Origin of the sequence: Micromonospora sp. NPDC000207, from assembly GCF_040300925.1 — a bacterium.
Lineage (GTDB): Bacteria > Actinomycetota > Actinomycetes > Mycobacteriales > Micromonosporaceae > Micromonospora.
In genome coordinates, this window is sequence record NZ_JBEPEQ010000058.1 from 21,379 (window position 1) to 36,018 (window position 14,640).

Here is a 14,640-nt window from a genome sequence, read left to right on the forward strand (position 1 = left end):
CTCCGTCATGCTGCGCGTCGCCGTACCGAACAAGGGAGCCCTGGCCGAGAAGGCCGCCCAGATGCTGCGTGAGGCGGGCTACCGCCAGCGCACCGACCCGAAGGACCTCGTCTGCCAGGACGTGGGCAACGACATCGAGTTCTTCTACCTGCGTCCGAAGGACATCGCCACCTACGTCGGCTCCGGTGACCTGGACGTCGGGATCACCGGCCGGGACCTGCTGATCGACTCGGGTGCCCCGGCCGAGGAGGTGATGGACCTCGACTTCGGCCGCGCCACCTTCCGCTTCGCCGCCCGCCCCGAGGACGTCGACGACGTCCGCGAACTCGGCGGACACCGGATCGCCACCGCGTACCCGGGGCTGGTCGAGCGGCACCTGGCCGAGCTGGGCATCGAGGCCGAGGTGACGCGCCTCGACGGCGCTGTGGAGAACGCCATCCGCCTCGGCGTCGCCGACGTGGTCGCCGACGTGGTGGAGACCGGCACCACCCTGCGCCAGGCCGGTCTGGTCGTCTTCGGCGAGCCGCTGCTGCGCTCCGCGGCGGTCCTGGTCCGGCGCGCCGGGGCACCGGCCCACCCGCAGTGCGACCAGCTCCTGCGTCGGCTGCACGGCGTGCTCGTCGCCCGCCGGTACGTGATGCTCACCTACGACGTGCCTGCCGCTCTGCTCGACCGGGCCAGCGCCCTCACCCCGGGCATCGAGTCGCCCACCGTCTCCCCGCTGCACCGGGAGGGCTGGGTGGCGGTCCAGGCGATGGTCCCCCGCGAGGACGTCCACCGGATCATGGACGAGCTGTACGACCTGGGTGCCCGCGCCATCCTGGTGACCACCCTGCACGCCTGCCGACTGTGAGGTCGCTGCCCACTCCGGTGGCGCTGACAGTGGTGCTCCTCGGCGGAATGGCGTCGGCGGCACAGGGCACAGTCAACGCGGAGTTGGGCGAGCGGGCCGGGAACCCGGTCCTCGGCGCGGTGGTGAACAACCTCGGCGGCACCCTGCTGGTCCTCGTCGGACTGGTGCTGCTGCCGTCGATGCGGTCCGGGACGGCGACCCTGCGGCGGACCCGGCCCCCCTGGTGGGCCTACCTCGGGGGAGTCGGTGGGGCCGCCGTCGTGGTGGTCGCCACCGTCACGGTCCCGGTCCTCGGGATAGCCGTGTTCACCATCACCCAGGTCGCCGGGGCCAGCCTCGGCGGCCTGGCCGTGGACCGGGCCGGCCTGGCCGCCGCCGGTCGGTTCGCCCTCACCGGTCCCCGGCTCGCCGGAGCCCTGCTCGGGGTGGGTGCCGTCGCGCTCGCCCAGGTCGGGCAGCCGGCGGGGGAGGTGGCGCTCGCAGCGGTGCTGCTGGCGGCCCTCGGCGGGGTCGCCGTGGCGATGCAGTCGGCCCTCAACGGACGGCTCACCGCAGCCGGCACCGCCGCCGCCGCGACCCTCGTCAACTTCCTGGTCAGTACGCCCCTGGTGCTGGCCGTCGCGGTGGTCGCCGGAGCCTTCACCGGCCCCGCCCCGACCTGGCCGGGGGCCTGGCACCTCTACCTCGGCGGTATCTTCGGCCTGGCGATCGTGGTCAGCATGCTGGTCGGGGTACGCGCCGTCGGGGTGCTGCGCACCGGCCTGGGACTGGTCACCGGCCAGCTCACCGGGGCGCTGTTGTTGGACCTTCTCCTGCCGCAGGGTGCCGGGCTGCGGGTGCCGGTGCTCGTGGGCGCGGCCCTCACCCTGCTGGCCGTCCTGGTCGCCGGGCGGGGGAGCCGACCGCCCGCCGGGGTGGTCGCCGCCGTCGCCCCGACGGCCGGTACGGACGACACCGGTCCGGTCCGACCAGCGGGTCCTGCGGGTGGCCGGTGAGGTCGGGCCGACAGGCGATGGCAGACTGGTGGGGTGAGTGGATCCGAGATGGTGACCCTGCGTCCGCGTCGAATCCGGGTGGTCTGCTGGGCCTCGGCGGTGGCGCTGGTGGTGACCTTCAGCCTGCTGGCCACCGGTCTTCAGGGGCCCACCGGTAACGGGTACGGCACCTTCCAGCGCGGCGACGGGTTCGCCATGATCGGCCTGGGGTTGATCGGGGCGGTGGCGATCCTGCTCTTCACCCGCCCCCGGGTCCAGGCCGACGCCTGGGGCATCCGGGTGCGCAACATCATCGGGTCGTACGAGCTGCCCTGGGAGGTCGTCCGGGGTGTCCGGTTCGACAGGGGTGCCCCCTGGGCCAGCGTGGAGCTGCACGACGACGACCTGCTCCCGGTGGTCGCCCTCCAGGCCGCCGACAAGGACCGTGCGGTCGAGGGGGTCCGGGCCCTGCGTCGGCTGCACCAGGCGCACCAGTCCACCCCGGTCGGTCCCTGACCTGCGGCGCGACACCGGCCGACCGGCGTGCCCGGTTTGAGACGGCTCGGGGTGAGGGTGTAGAGTGGCCGAGTCGACCAGGCTGTCCGCGCCGTTCGGTGCCTTTCGCACCGGCCACGACCGAGACAGCCGTTGAAGTGGAGCGCCTGCTCCCACCCGTGTCACCGATCGAGGTGGCCGGGTCCGGTCACCGGTTCCGGGCACGTCCCGGCCCCGGATGCGCGATCATCTGATCGTGTCGACCGGTCGAGCGGGCCCTGGCATGCGCCGGGGCCTTCTGCTTTCCGGCTCGGCTCCCACCGGGGAGCCCGCGGGGTCGGCCACCGTGGAAGTTTCGGACTAGAGGAGGCCCCATCAGCGTCGAACCACGCGTGAACGAGCAGATCCGGGCACGTGAGGTCCGACTGGTCGGCCCTGAGGGTGAGCAGGTGGGCATCGTCCCGCTGGAGCGCGCCCTGCAGCTGGCCGCGGACGTCGACCTGGACCTGGTCGAGGTTGCGCCGATGGCGCGCCCGCCGGTGTGCAAGCTCATGGACTTCGGAAAGTTCAAGTACGAGAGCGCACTCAAGGCGCGCGAAGCGCGGCGTAACCAGCAGCAGACCGTCATCAAGGAGATGAAGCTCCGACCGAAGATCGACCCGCACGACTACGAGACCAAGAAGGGTCACGTGGTGCGGTTCCTCAAGGCCGGCGACAAGGTCAAGGTGACGATCATGTTCCGCGGTCGGGAGCAGAGCCGCCCGGAGCTGGGTTACCGGCTCCTGCGCCGGCTCGAATCCGAGATCTCGGATCTGGGGTACGTCGAGGCCGCTCCGAAGCAGGACGGCCGAAACATGATCATGGTGCTCGCGCCGCACCGGGCGACCAAGGCGGCCGCGGTCGCGGCCACGGCCTCCCGTGGTGGACCCCGTGACCGCGCGGCGGACGAGTCCGCCGCTGAGGCGGTCGGCGAGGCCAGCGAGGTCGGTGTCGCCGGTGATACCGGCGTGACCGCTGACACCAGCGGCCAGTAACAGGGGAGAAGACGTTCCAATGCCGAAGATGAAGAGCCACACGGGTATGGGCAAGCGGGTCCGGGTGACCGGCAAGGGCAAGATCGTTGCCCAGCAGGCCGGTATGCGTCACAACCTGGAGAAGAAGTCCTCCACCCGTACCCGCCGGCTGACCGGCGTGGTCGAGGTGGCCAAGGCTGACGTCAAGCGCATCAAGAAGCTGCTCGGCCGCTGACGCGCGCCACCTGAACCGAAGAAGGAGTTGAGATGGCACGCGTCAAGCGGGCTGTGAACGCCCAGAAGAAGCGTCGTACCCTGCTGGAGACCGCGAGTGGTTACCGCGGTCAGCGCTCCCGGCTGTACCGCAAGGCCAAGGAGCAGGTGCTGCACTCGATGCAGTACTCCTACCGGGACCGTCGCGACCGTAAGGGCGACTTCCGGCAGCTGTGGATCCAGCGGATCAACGCGGGGGCCCGCGCCAACGGGTTGACCTACAACCGTCTGATCCAGGGCCTGCGTCTGGCCGGCGTCGAGGTGGACCGCAAGATCCTTGCGGATCTCGCCGTCCACGACGCCACGGCGTTCGCCGCTCTCGTCGAGGTGGCCCGCGCGGCCGTCGCCGCCGAGGGCACCGGTGGCGCTGCGGCCCAGGCCGCCTGATCCACCCGCACCAGATCATCGAGGCGTCTCCCATGCGGCCACCATCGCGTGGGAGACGCCTCGACGTCGTAGGAGAGACCGAACTGTTCACCCCGCGTACGCCCCGGGTCGTCGCGGCCCGCAGGCTGCACCGCCGCCGCGACCGTGAGGCCACCGGCAGGTTCCTGGCCGAGGGGCCGCAGGCGGTCCGGGAGGCCCTCGCCGTCCCCGATGTGGTCTGCGAACTCTTCGGCACCCCCACCGCCCTGGACCGGCACGCCGACCTGGTCGGCCGGGCCACTGCCGAGGGGGTACCCGTCTCCCCGGTCACCGACGAGGCGCTCGCCGTCCTCGCCGACACCGTCGCCCCGCAGGGACTCGTGGCCCTCTGCCGACACCTGGACGTCCCGCTGGCCACCGCGCTGGACGCCGGACCCCGCCTGGTGGCGGTGCTCGCCGGGATCCGGGACCCGGGCAACGCCGGTACGGTGCTGCGGACCGCCGACGCCGCCGGGGCGCAGACCGTCGTGTTCGCCGGGGACGCCGTCGACCCGTACAACGGCAAGTGCGTCAGGTCCTCGGCCGGAAGCCTGTTCCACGTCGACGTGGTCCGCGCCGCCGACCCGGTCGAGGTGGTGACCGCGCTGCGCGCCACCGGTCTGCGGGTGCTGGCCACCACCGGGTACGGCGACACCGACCTCGACGACCTGGCCGACGCGGGCGGACTGGCCACCCCGACTGCCTGGCTGTTCGGATCGGAGGCGCACGGCCTCCCGCCGGAGGTGACCGCTGCCGCCGACGCCCGGGTCCGGGTGCCGCTGCACGGGCGGGCGGAGAGCCTCAACCTGGCAGCGGCCGCCGCCGTCTGCCTGTACGCTTCGGCCACAGCACTGCGCCGCCGGTGACCCGTGCGGCGACTGTCGGCCACGACCAGGGAGAACATCGGTCATGAGGGGAGCGGATCTACGTCCACCGGGACCTCGCCGAGGACTTCGTCGACCTGCTCGTCGAGCGCGCCGGGGCGCTGCGGGCCGGGCCGGGCCGGGACCCGGGCACCGAACTGGGTCCGCTGGTGGACCGGCGGCACCGCGACCACGTGCACGGGCAGGTGGCCGCGGCGCTGGCCGAGGGGGCGCGGCTGCGTACCGGCGGCACCGTCCCGGACGGGCCGGGGGCCTTCTATCCGGCGACGGTGCTCACCGACTGCGCCGACGAGATGGCCGTGGTCCGGGAGGAGACCTTCGGTCCGGTCGCCCCGGTCGTGGTGGTCGACTCGTTCAGCGACGCGCTGAAGCGGGCGGGTCGGTCACCGTACGGGTTGTCCGCGACGGTGCTCACCGGTTCGATGAGCCACGCCCAGCGGGCCTGTCGGGAGTTGCCTGTCGGCACGGTGAAGGTCAACGCCGTGTTCGGTGGCGCTCCCGGTGGCGCGGCCCACCCCCGTCGGGGCAGCGGTCAGGGCTTCGGCTACGGCCCGGAGCTGCTCGACGAGCTGACCGCGACCAAGGTGGTCCACCTCGCCGCACCGGCCGGGGGCCACTGGTGAACCCCGGTCCGGTCGCCTACGGCCAGACCGGGTCGGTCACGCGGTGGACCTGACCGGCCCGACCGGGTCGGTCACGCGGTGGACCTGACCGGCTCGGTCGCGGCGGGCAGGCGGTGGGTCAGCGGGAGCGGGCCTTGCGCGTCTGCCTGTCGTTGGCCTTCTGGATGGCTTTGACCAGTTCCGCCTTGGTCATGGTGGATCGCCCCCTGACGTCGAGACTGCGGGCCACCTGCATGAGGTGATCCTTGGTGGCGTTGGCGTCCACCCCACCGGCGGTGGGAGCCCGCCGGGCCGGGCCGCCGCCGGCCGCCTGACTGTCGCTGGGGCCCTTGCGTCCCTTCGGCTCCCAGTGGTCGCCGACCTTCTCGAACTCGTGCTTGACGGCGGCGAAGGCGACCCGGTGCGCCCGCTCCCCCTCGCCGTACGTCTCCACCGCCGAGTCGTGCGTCCTTACCCAGGTACGCTGGGCCTTCTCCGGGGAGCGTCGCAGTGTGCTCGGCAGTACCTCGCGCCCGGGCATCTCGTCCTCCTCCGTGTCGGTGTCCTGACCTGTCCCCGTTCCCCGGACCGGCCGGGTCAAACGCACAGGCGTACCGGCGGAGGGTTTTGCGACTACCCGGTCGGGGTACCGGCGGGCGATCGAACCGCTGGCGACAACGGCGATCCGCCCGGTCGCCGCGGCCGGACAGCAGGGAGCGGGCATGACGGCGACCACGGAACCGGTCGGGGAGGACACCGAGTCCGATGGGGCGGCCAGACTGTCGGCCCCCCGGCGGATCCGGCAGTTGAACTGGCGGACGTGGCGTGGGGTCCTGGTCCGCAGCGGGCAGAACTTCCTCAGGGACAACTGCGTCGACCTGGCCGCCGCGTTGACCTACTACGGGGTCCTGGCGTTGTTCCCCTCCACCGTCGTGGTGGTGGCGCTGGTCGGCCTGGTCTCCGACGGGGAGCAGACGGTGGACACCGTGCTCGACCTGGCCCGGGAGATGGGGGCCGGGTCGATCGTGGCGAACGACAGCTTCGTCGAGGTGGTTCGGGGCGTGGTCGACCAGCAGAGCGGGGCCCGGGCGTTGCTGAGCTTCGGTCTGGTCGGGGCGCTCTGGTCGGCGTCCGGGTTCATCAGCTCGTTCACCCGGGCCGCCAACACCATCTACGGGGTGACCGAGGGGCGGCCCTTCTGGAAGCTGCGCCCGTTGCAGATGGGACTCGCCGGGGTGGCGCTGATCCTGCTCGCCCTGGTCGCCACCGGGCTGATCGTCAGCGGTCCCATCGCCGACGCCGTGGGTGACCTCGTCAACGCGGGCGGGTTGGCCGTCACAGTGTGGAACGTCAGCAAGTGGCCGTTGCTGGCCCTGATGCTGATGACACTGCTGTCGTTGCTGTTCTGGATCGCGCCCAACGTCCGGCAGCCCCGGTTCCGGTGGCTCACCCCCGGCGGGGCGGTGGCCCTGTTGGTCTGGGTCGTCGTCACGTTCGGTTTCGGTCTGTACGTGTCGAACTTCGGCTCGTACGACGTCACGTACGGCAGCCTCGGCGCGGTGATCGCCTTCCTGGTGTGGCTGTTCATGTCCAACTGTGCGTTGATGCTGGGTGTCCAGATCAACGCGGAGTTGCAGCGGGGCCGCCGGTTGCAGGCAGGCGAACCGGACCCGGACGACCCGCTGTTGCCACCCCGTTCCCCCGCCGAGCCGTGACCTGTGACCGGTTCGTGACGCGTCGACCGATCTCTGTTTACCCGCAGTCCCCCCGGGTAGCGCTAGGGCATGGAACGTGGCAGCAGCAAGCACTCGCCCCGACTCGACGACCAGATGAGCCAGGAGGTCGAGGGCCTGGTCCAGGGCCCCGGCACCGCCGGTTCCCGGGTTGACGAGTTCCGTCAGCCCGAGCCGGCCGGCGAGGACCAGCCGGAGGCCACCACGGCACCGGCGGGGGACCTGCGCAGCGGCACGCCCCAGGGGATGACATCCACCGACGTCGAGCAACGCAGCCGCCTCGGCCGGTTCATCAGCCTGTCTGCACTGCCCGGTGACAGGGGCTCCCTGCTGCAGAACGCACGGGACAACAACGCCCCGGACGACATCGTGTCGGCGCTCGAAGGACTGCCCGCCGACACGTCGTACCAGACGGTTGCCGAGGTGTGGGCCGCGTTGGGACACAAGAACGAGACGACGCGCTGGTGAGGCGGATCGCCCCCGATCCCGACCAGATTCACCGGCGCCTGGCGGAGGAGAACTGATGAGTGGCGTTACCGAGCACGTGGACGTGGCGGTCCCGATCCGTACCGCGTACGACCAGTGGACGCAGTTCGAGGAGTTCCCGCACTTCATGGAGGGCGTCGAGGAGGTCCGCCAGGTCACCGACACGATGACCCACTGGCGGGTCGAGATCGCCGGGGTGACCCGGGAGTTCGACGCGGAGATCACCGAACAGCTCCCTGACGAGCGGGTCGCCTGGCGGTCGACCGGCGGCACCCAGCAGGCCGGGGTGGTCACCTTCCACCGGCTGGACCCGGAGAACACCCGGGTCACCCTGCAACTGGAGTTCGAGCCGCACGGTGTGGTGGAGCAGGCCGGGGACAAGCTGGGCGTCGTGGACCGGCGGGCCAAGGGCGACCTGGAGCGGTTCAAGAAGTTCATCGAGCGTCGGGGACAGGAGACCGGGGCCTGGCGCGGGGAGGTCGAGCGCCCGCGACCCTGACCCCGCCCGTTTGCCGGGATGCCCCTCGGGTACCGCTGGTGGCATGACGGAGAACGACGGCAGGGTGTGGCGCGACGAGGACCGTACGTCGTTGGAGGAGTTGGACCGGGCCATCGCCCGGTCTCCGGTCGACGGGCAGTCCGACGACGTCACGGGTAACGACGCCGGCGCGGAGGCCGAGTTCGGGCACGGGCCGGAGGCGGTGGACCGGGGTGCGGCGACGGCGGACCGGCGTCGGGAGATGACCGACGAGGAGCGCGCGTACCGACCGTCGACGATGGGACGGACCGGACCGGACAGCATGTGACGACGCAGGTGACCCGGACGGGCGTGATCCGTCCGGGTCACCTGCGTCGGGACGCCGCTGTGTGCAGGACGATCAGGGCGATCGTGAGCACCACCAGTGCGGGGCCGAGCCACTCCACGCTGTACCGGCTGAGGAGCACGCCGATCCCGGCGGGCAGCAGTGCCACGCCCAGGCTGGAGGCGCCGATCTGGACCCCGATGGTCCGGTCGGCGTGGGCCGCCCCGACCCGTTCGGCGGTGGTGAGGGTGAGCAGTGGGAAGACCGGTGCGGCGGTGAACCCGAGGACGACCAGGCCCGTCACCGCCACCCAGGCGGGTGCGGGCAGGGCGATCAGCCCCGCGCCCACCGCCATGCCGTAGAGGTTGGCCCGCAGCACCCGGGCGGCACCGAGCCGTTCGGCGAGGACCCCCTGCACCAGCCGTCCGACGAACAGACTCCCCCAGTACGCCGAGACGCAGAGCCCGGCCGCCGCCGCGCCCACCCCTCGTCCCTCGGTGAGCAGCAGGTACGCCCAGAGGCCGGCCGCCGCCTCGACGCCCACGTACAGCATGAACGCCAGCGTCCCCAGCCACACCGCCGGCAGCCGGAGGGTCTCCCCGACCGGCACCGGTGCGGCAGGGGGCGGCGGCGTGGAGTCCCCGGCCACGGGTCCGGGGGTGTCGGACCGGTGCTGCCAGGCTCGGATGGTGAGGGCGAAGGCCGTGGCGAGGGCGAGTTGGGCGGCGGCCACCGTGGCGTACCCCCAGCGCCAGCCCAGGCCGAGGCTGATCGCCCCGGTCATGATCAGCGGACCGAGCGCCACGCCGAGGCCGAAGAAGGCGTGCAACCAGTTCATGTGTCGGGGGCCGAAGGCCGCCGCCGCGTACGCGTTGAGCCCGGAGTCGATCGCCCCGGAGCCGATTCCGAGCAGGAACGCACAGCCGATCATCACGGCCAGCCGGGGTGACAGGGCGTACCCGGTGAGGGTCAGCCCCGCCAACAGGGTGCTCCCCGTCAGCAGCCGACCGATGCCGAGCCGGGCCAGCGTGAAACCGGCGAGGACCCCGGAGGTGAGGTAGCCGGCCGCGCCGACTGTGAGCAGGATGCCGACGGCCTCGGTCGGTACGCCGAACTCGGTGCGGATCGACGGCCAGCCGACGCCGAGCAACCCGTCGGGGAGGCCGAGGCTGACGAAGGCGAGGTAGGCCAGCAGGAGCAGGGCGGGGCGGGGTGCGCCGGCACGGGTGGACACGAGCGCCCATCCTGCCCTAGAAAGTCCGACACGGGTGCCCCCGAGCTGCTCCGGTGCCGACCGGAGCATCGAGAAGGGTCGACGGCCACCGCCGGTGAGTGGCCAGACAGTTACTGGAACGAAAAGCTGGGCTCGCCGCCACCGCCGAGTGGACAAGATTTCCCCGAACGTACGGCCACAAGAACGGTCAGCCCATCCAAAATCGGCCGATCGGGGGACGGCGAACGGGGCATCGCGCGCAAGACTTTCGGAATGCAACAGGGTTCCGGCTTTCTCACCGTTCGTCAGCGGCGGCTCGCCTGGCTCGGCTTCGTGCTCGCCGCTGTCCAGGCCCCGGTCTCGGCCCAGCTGGTCGCCGACGGCTCCTGGTTGTTCAGCATCTGCGTCGCGCTGATGGTGGCCACCGTCATCATCGCCGACGACGCAGCTCGACGCCGCCCGGCGGACGCCCGCCCCGGCGACTAGGGCCGGGGCCTGCGGGCTCGGTGCCCGGTTGTCGCCGAATCGATCCCCCTGCCGTACGCCGGTCACCGGCGTGGTGGACCCCCCACCCGCCGAGTGGACGAGGTCGACAGGGTGTCGGGTTGGTTAGCCTCGGTTCCCATGCGCCCGCCCTCCGACGATCGGACGACCACCGGCACCGCCATCGGTTCCGCCCGATCCGCCCTCACCGAGTTGACCGCCTCCGTGGGCACCAGCGGACTGACCGAGGCCGGCACCCGGCCCGGTCTGCTCGCCCTGGTCGACCAGCACTCGGCAGCGATCAGGGACAGCCTCGACGGTGACAGTCGGCCGCTGACCGCCGCCGCCCTGGCCGGTTACGCCGAGGGGGTACGCGCCGCCGCGCTGGAGCAGGACGGGTTCCTGCCGCTCGGGCCGGTGGACTGGTCCGAGCCGGACTGGTTGGTACTACGCCTGCTCGGGGTCTGCGCCCTGGCGGACCAGCTGCCCCGGGGCCGGACGCCGAGGCGCTAGCCCCGGGTCCGGATGCCGAGACGCCGGGACCTTCCGGGGCCGGACGCCGAGGCGGTCGACGCCGAGTCCCGGCGAAACGACCACCGGAGGACGTCCACGCCTGGTCGGCGCGAACATCCCCCGGCGGTCGCCCACCGAACGGCCCTACCGCGTGTGTTCCTCGGCCCGGCCGAAGGCCTGCGTCGGCTGTCCGGCACGGTCGGCCATCTGCCGCTCGTAGTCGCTGCGCCCGGCGTTGCGAGCCTGCCGGTGTTCCCGGACGGCACGCGCCTCCTCGGAGGCCCGGTCCAGCCAGCCGTCCCACCGTTGCTGCATGGGCCGGACCAGACCGCCGCCGACTCCGACGATCAGGATGCCCGCCACCGTGGCGAGGACCGCGATCAGGACCGGAGTGGTGACGGTGGTGGCGATGCCCACCTGGTTCAGTGCCGCGATCACACCGAGCGCCAGGATGAACACGGCGGTCACGTCGGCCAGCACCCGGCCGTACGACAGCCCGCCCAGCGCACCGCTGACCAGGTCCCGTACCGCGTTGGCGATGGCGGCGGCGATGACCACGATGACGATCGCGACGAAGGCCCGTGGCAGCCAGGCCACCACGCCTCGGATCAGGTCCGAGATGGCGTTCGGTCCCCACACCCCGAAGGCGAACTGCAGGGTGAACAGCAGGACGGCGTAGTACGCCAGCCTGGCCAGGATGTCGCTCGCGTCGTACCTGGTGCGTTCCAGGGCGCGTCGGATGCCGCCTCGTTCGACCGCCCGGTCGAACCCCACCCGCTCCAGCACGGCGTCGACGATTCGTAGGACGGCGCGTGCGATGAGCCATCCGATCACGAGGATCGCGATGAACGCGATGGCTCGTGGGACGAAGGTCAGCACCGACCTCCACAAGTCGGTCAGGGCGGTACCGACGGCGTTCTGGGCCCCGACCGCGAGGGTTTCCCGCATGATGTCCCTCCTGTCGCATGAACTAGCGCGGGCCGCATACCCCCTCGATGCGGCAGCACGCCGGGCAGTACTCCCCGATTTTCCCGACATCCATCAACAGGGAGGCCCTGACCAGGGCAAATAGCGATCCTTGCGTCCCCCGGGGAGGGTCGACGATCGATCGTCGCCACCATGATCAACGACAGCTCCGGGGTACTACGGATAGGCTGCGCACATGCCAGGCACGGTCGGGCGAGTGCCCACACCCGCAGTTCCCGTTCCGGGGGCCCGGACCGCTCACCACACGGCGACCCCGATCCTCGGCGGTCCCTGGGGGGACACCGTGCTGGGGCCGCCGGAGTCCTGGGACCCCGCCGTCCGTGCCGTGGTCGACGTCGTACTCACCTCCCCCGTGCCGATGGCCCTGGCGTACGGCGAGAAGCTCCTGCTCCTCTACAACGACGGGTACGCCGAGCTGATCGGCGGCCGACACCCGGAGGCGCTGGGCCGTCCGGCCCCCGAGGTCTTCGCCGACGTGTGGGGGCTGCCCGGCGTCGGTGACGTCATCGAGCGGACCTACCGGTCCGGCGAGTCGTTCCTGGAGAACGAGACCCTGCTGCCGTTCGACAGGCGGTACGAGCACGGTGCCGAGCAGGCGGTCTTCACCCGGGGCTACTCCCCCGTGCGGGACAGCACCGGGGAGGTCGTCGGGGTGCTGACTGTGGCGGCGCAGACCACGCAGGTCACCAACCACCTGTTGAGCCTGAGCGAGTTCGCTGCCGCCCTGGCCGGCACCCTCACCCTCGACGACGTGGCCCGGGCCACCCTCCGGTACGCCATCGAGTCGTTCGACGCCGACCGGGTCTCCTTCGCCGTCGACGACGGCACCGGGTTCCGTACGGTGCGGCGGGTCCGGGGCGAACTGCTGGACGAGGCCGACGAGCGGCTGCCCCCGCTGTGGCGGCGGGTGGCGGGGGACTCGACGGCCCCGCTGCTCGTCGCCGCCCGTACCGGCGTTCCGGTCTTCACCCCCGACGGTCAGCCGCTGCGCGAACACGCCGTGGACCGGCACGACCAGAAGGTCCGCGCCCTGGCCACCGTCCCGCTGCGCAGCCTGGTGGTCCGGGGCGGGTTCGCCGTGGGGTACGAGACCGCGCACCACTGGTCCACCGCCGAGCAGGCTCTGCTGTCGGCGCTGGCGGAGTTGATCGGCCAGGCCGCCGAGCGGGCCCGCCGGTTCGAGACCCAGCACGGCACCGCCCAGCTCCTGCAACGGAGCATGCTGCCGGAGCACCTCCCGGACCTGCCCCGGCTGCGCATCGCCGCCCGGTACGCCCCGGGTGTCGACGGCAACGCGGCCGGGGGCGACTTCTACGACGCGTTCCTGCTCCCCTCGGGCCGACTCGGTGTGGTCCTCGGTGACGTCGCGGGTCACGACGTCCAGGCCGCCGCCCGGATGGGGCAGGTCCGGGCCGCGCTGCGGGCGCTCGCCCTGGCCGACCCCCGTCCGGACGTGGTCCTCGCCGGCCTGGACCGGCTGGTCGCCAGTCTGGGCGCGGAGGCGGACACCCAGGAACTCTTCGTCACAGTGGTCCTCGGCGTGGTCGACGCCGACGACCTGTCGGTCACCCTCGCCAGCGCGGGGCACCCCGCGCCGCTGATCCGGCGCTGCACCGACGAGGGCGACTCGACAGCCGAGTACGTCGACCTGCCCCCGGGGCCTCCGCTGGGTCTGGGGGGACGGTTCGCCACCACCACCGTCCGCTTCGTTCCCGGGGACACCCTGCTGTTGTTCAGCGACGGTGTGGTGGAGCGGCGTCGACAGAGTCTCTCGGCCGGGCTGGCCCGCCTCACCGAGGCGGTCGCCGAGGCGGGCAACGGTGACCCCCGGGCTCTGTGCGCGGTGGCCAGCGGCGCGGTGGACGACGCGACCGAGGACGACGTCGCGGTGCTCGCCGTGGAGTACGCGTTGCGGCCGAGCCGGTCGGTGAGCATGGAGGTGCCGGCGGAGCCGACAGCCCCGAGCCGGGTCCGCCACTGGATGACCGCGCAGCTCACCGAGTGGCTGGTCCCGGAGCAGGTCATCGGGGCGGCGGTGCTCTGCACCAGTGAACTGACCACCAACGCCCTGCTGCACGCCGGGACCGCCGCCCGGGTCGAGATCGACCTGAGTGCGGAGCGGCTGTTGGTGTCGGTCTCCGATTCCGGCACCCGGGGGACGGTGACCCGCGCCCGGACCGACACCCTGAGCAGCCGGGGGCGGGGGTTGGGCCTGATCGAGCAGCTCAGCGACGCCTGGGGCACCGACCCGACGGTGCGGGGGTCGACTGTCTGGTTCGAGATCCTGCTGCCGCCCGGCTGACCCGCGCCGCCGGTGGTCACCCGGTCTGAGCCCCGTGCCGCCGGGGGCCACCCGGCCTGAGACCCGTGTCCGGCCGCCCGGATGCCCTCAAGCCGACCGTCGACGCCCTCAGGCGGTTGCCGGGCGTAGTCGGGCGGCGAGGGCCCGGCCGAGTTCCCGTCCGGAGAGCCAGGCGCTCTGCACCCGGGGCTTCCCGGCGAAGGCGTCCCCGGCCAGCCCGATGCCGTCGTCGTCGAGGTGGTGGTGCTCGGTGCGGGTGGCAGTCGGTGCGGCGAAGGTCCACCGGTGCACGTACACCTGTCGGGGTCGCTCGGGCAGTTCCAGCAGGGCGAGTGTGGCCTGGGCCAGCGCGGGGCCGGCAGCGGCCGGGTCGGTCAGGTACCGGGCGGCGTACTCGGGGGTGCTGTGGGCGACGAGGACGGGTGCCCCGTCGCCCCGACGGTCCCCGTCGTCGCAGACCAGGCGCAGCATCGGGTGTTCGTTGACGAAGGCACCGTGGAAGTCCGGCCACCGCCGGGTCGGGAAGTGCAGGGCGGCGGCGAGCACCGGTGACCACCGGCGTCCGCCGACCACCCGGGTCGCCGCGGCCAGCGCCGGGTCGAGCAGCCGGGCCGCCTGCGG

General features: G+C 72.4%; 17 protein-coding genes and 2 pseudogenes. 15 read left to right on the forward strand and 4 right to left on the reverse strand.

Annotated features, from left to right (window positions below):
• The first annotated feature begins 7 nt into the window (after window positions 1–7).
• From hisG to ABT336_RS16090, 8 genes and pseudogenes are all read left to right on the forward strand, one after another.
• Complete coding sequence (hisG, locus tag ABT336_RS16055) at window positions 8–853, forward strand: ATP phosphoribosyltransferase (RefSeq protein ID WP_350897377.1); 846 nt, start codon at window positions 8–10, stop codon at window positions 851–853.
• Window positions 850–1,848 (forward strand): DMT family transporter, encoded by a 999-nt coding sequence (locus ABT336_RS16060; protein WP_350897378.1) that lies wholly within the window; start codon window positions 850–852, stop codon window positions 1,846–1,848. The genes hisG and ABT336_RS16060 overlap by 4 nt, the downstream gene beginning before the upstream one ends.
• Window positions 1,849–1,896: 48 nt before the next feature.
• Window positions 1,897–2,343 (forward strand): PH domain-containing protein, encoded by a 447-nt coding sequence (locus ABT336_RS16065; RefSeq protein ID WP_502891189.1) that lies wholly within the window; start codon window positions 1,897–1,899, stop codon window positions 2,341–2,343.
• A gap of 371 nt (window positions 2,344–2,714) precedes the next feature.
• Complete coding sequence (gene infC, locus ABT336_RS16070; protein ID WP_350897380.1) at window positions 2,715–3,356, forward strand: translation initiation factor IF-3; 642 nt, start codon at window positions 2,715–2,717, stop codon at window positions 3,354–3,356.
• A 19-nt stretch (window positions 3,357–3,375) separates the two neighbouring features.
• Complete coding sequence (rpmI, locus tag ABT336_RS16075) at window positions 3,376–3,570, forward strand: 50S ribosomal protein L35 (RefSeq protein WP_350897381.1); 195 nt, start codon at window positions 3,376–3,378, stop codon at window positions 3,568–3,570.
• 32 nt (window positions 3,571–3,602) lie between these two features.
• Window positions 3,603–3,995: a 50S ribosomal protein L20 gene (rplT, locus tag ABT336_RS16080; protein ID WP_350897382.1), complete on the forward strand. Its 393-nt coding sequence runs from the start codon at window positions 3,603–3,605 to the stop codon at window positions 3,993–3,995.
• Between the two features lie 32 nt (window positions 3,996–4,027).
• On the forward strand, window positions 4,028–4,879 hold the full coding sequence (locus ABT336_RS16085; RefSeq protein WP_350897383.1) for a TrmH family RNA methyltransferase: 852 nt from the start codon (window positions 4,028–4,030) through the stop codon (window positions 4,877–4,879).
• A 50-nt stretch (window positions 4,880–4,929) separates the two neighbouring features.
• A pseudogene (locus ABT336_RS16090) lies at window positions 4,930–5,520 on the forward strand (aldehyde dehydrogenase family protein); the annotation flags it as partial.
• A 118-nt stretch (window positions 5,521–5,638) separates the two neighbouring features.
• Here ABT336_RS16090 and ABT336_RS16095 read toward each other — a convergent pair.
• Complete coding sequence (locus ABT336_RS16095) at window positions 5,639–6,040, reverse strand: ChaB family protein (RefSeq protein WP_350897384.1); 402 nt, start codon at window positions 6,038–6,040, stop codon at window positions 5,639–5,641.
• A gap of 181 nt (window positions 6,041–6,221) precedes the next feature.
• Here ABT336_RS16095 and ABT336_RS16100 point away from each other — a divergent pair, with 181 nt between their 5' ends.
• The 4 genes from ABT336_RS16100 to ABT336_RS16115 all read left to right on the forward strand — a co-directional run bounded on the left by ABT336_RS16100 (window position 6,222) and on the right by ABT336_RS16115 (window position 8,524).
• Window positions 6,222–7,214, forward strand: coding sequence for a YihY/virulence factor BrkB family protein (locus tag ABT336_RS16100; protein ID WP_350897385.1), 993 nt, complete (start codon window positions 6,222–6,224; stop codon window positions 7,212–7,214).
• A gap of 69 nt (window positions 7,215–7,283) precedes the next feature.
• On the forward strand, window positions 7,284–7,700 hold the full coding sequence (locus ABT336_RS16105) for a DUF2795 domain-containing protein (protein WP_350897386.1): 417 nt from the start codon (window positions 7,284–7,286) through the stop codon (window positions 7,698–7,700).
• Between the two features lie 55 nt (window positions 7,701–7,755).
• Window positions 7,756–8,217 carry an SRPBCC family protein gene (locus ABT336_RS16110; protein ID WP_350897387.1) on the forward strand — a complete coding sequence of 154 codons (462 nt, stop codon included), beginning with the start codon at window positions 7,756–7,758 and terminating at the stop codon, window positions 8,215–8,217.
• Window positions 8,218–8,260: 43 nt separating this feature from the next.
• Window positions 8,261–8,524, forward strand: a complete 264-nt coding sequence (locus ABT336_RS16115) for a hypothetical protein (RefSeq protein WP_350897388.1) — start codon at window positions 8,261–8,263, stop codon at window positions 8,522–8,524.
• A gap of 37 nt (window positions 8,525–8,561) precedes the next feature.
• Here ABT336_RS16115 and ABT336_RS16120 read toward each other — a convergent pair whose 3' ends face one another.
• Complete coding sequence (locus tag ABT336_RS16120) at window positions 8,562–9,755, reverse strand: MFS transporter (RefSeq protein ID WP_350897389.1); 1,194 nt, start codon at window positions 9,753–9,755, stop codon at window positions 8,562–8,564.
• A gap of 252 nt (window positions 9,756–10,007) precedes the next feature.
• Between ABT336_RS16120 and ABT336_RS16125 the strand changes: the two genes are divergently transcribed.
• Window positions 10,008–10,220 carry a hypothetical protein gene (locus tag ABT336_RS16125; RefSeq protein ID WP_350897390.1) on the forward strand — a complete coding sequence of 71 codons (213 nt, stop codon included), beginning with the start codon at window positions 10,008–10,010 and terminating at the stop codon, window positions 10,218–10,220.
• Between the two features lie 138 nt (window positions 10,221–10,358).
• Entirely contained in the window at window positions 10,359–10,730 is a 372-nt protein-coding gene (locus tag ABT336_RS16130) for a DUF6401 family natural product biosynthesis protein (protein WP_350897391.1), read from the forward strand.
• 144 nt (window positions 10,731–10,874) lie between these two features.
• On the opposite strand, the gene ABT336_RS16135 is transcribed toward ABT336_RS16130, so the two are convergent.
• A complete protein-coding gene (locus ABT336_RS16135) occupies window positions 10,875–11,678 on the reverse strand; it encodes a mechanosensitive ion channel family protein (protein WP_350897392.1) in 804 nt (267 codons plus the stop codon).
• A gap of 214 nt (window positions 11,679–11,892) precedes the next feature.
• Between ABT336_RS16135 and ABT336_RS16140 the strand changes: the two genes are divergently transcribed.
• Window positions 11,893–14,019, forward strand: coding sequence for a SpoIIE family protein phosphatase (locus ABT336_RS16140; protein ID WP_350897393.1), 2,127 nt, complete (start codon window positions 11,893–11,895; stop codon window positions 14,017–14,019).
• Window positions 14,020–14,127: 108 nt separating this feature from the next.
• Here ABT336_RS16140 and ABT336_RS16145 read toward each other — a convergent pair.
• Window positions 14,128–14,640 (reverse strand): annotated as a pseudogene (locus tag ABT336_RS16145) (NAD/FAD-dependent oxidoreductase); the annotation flags it as partial.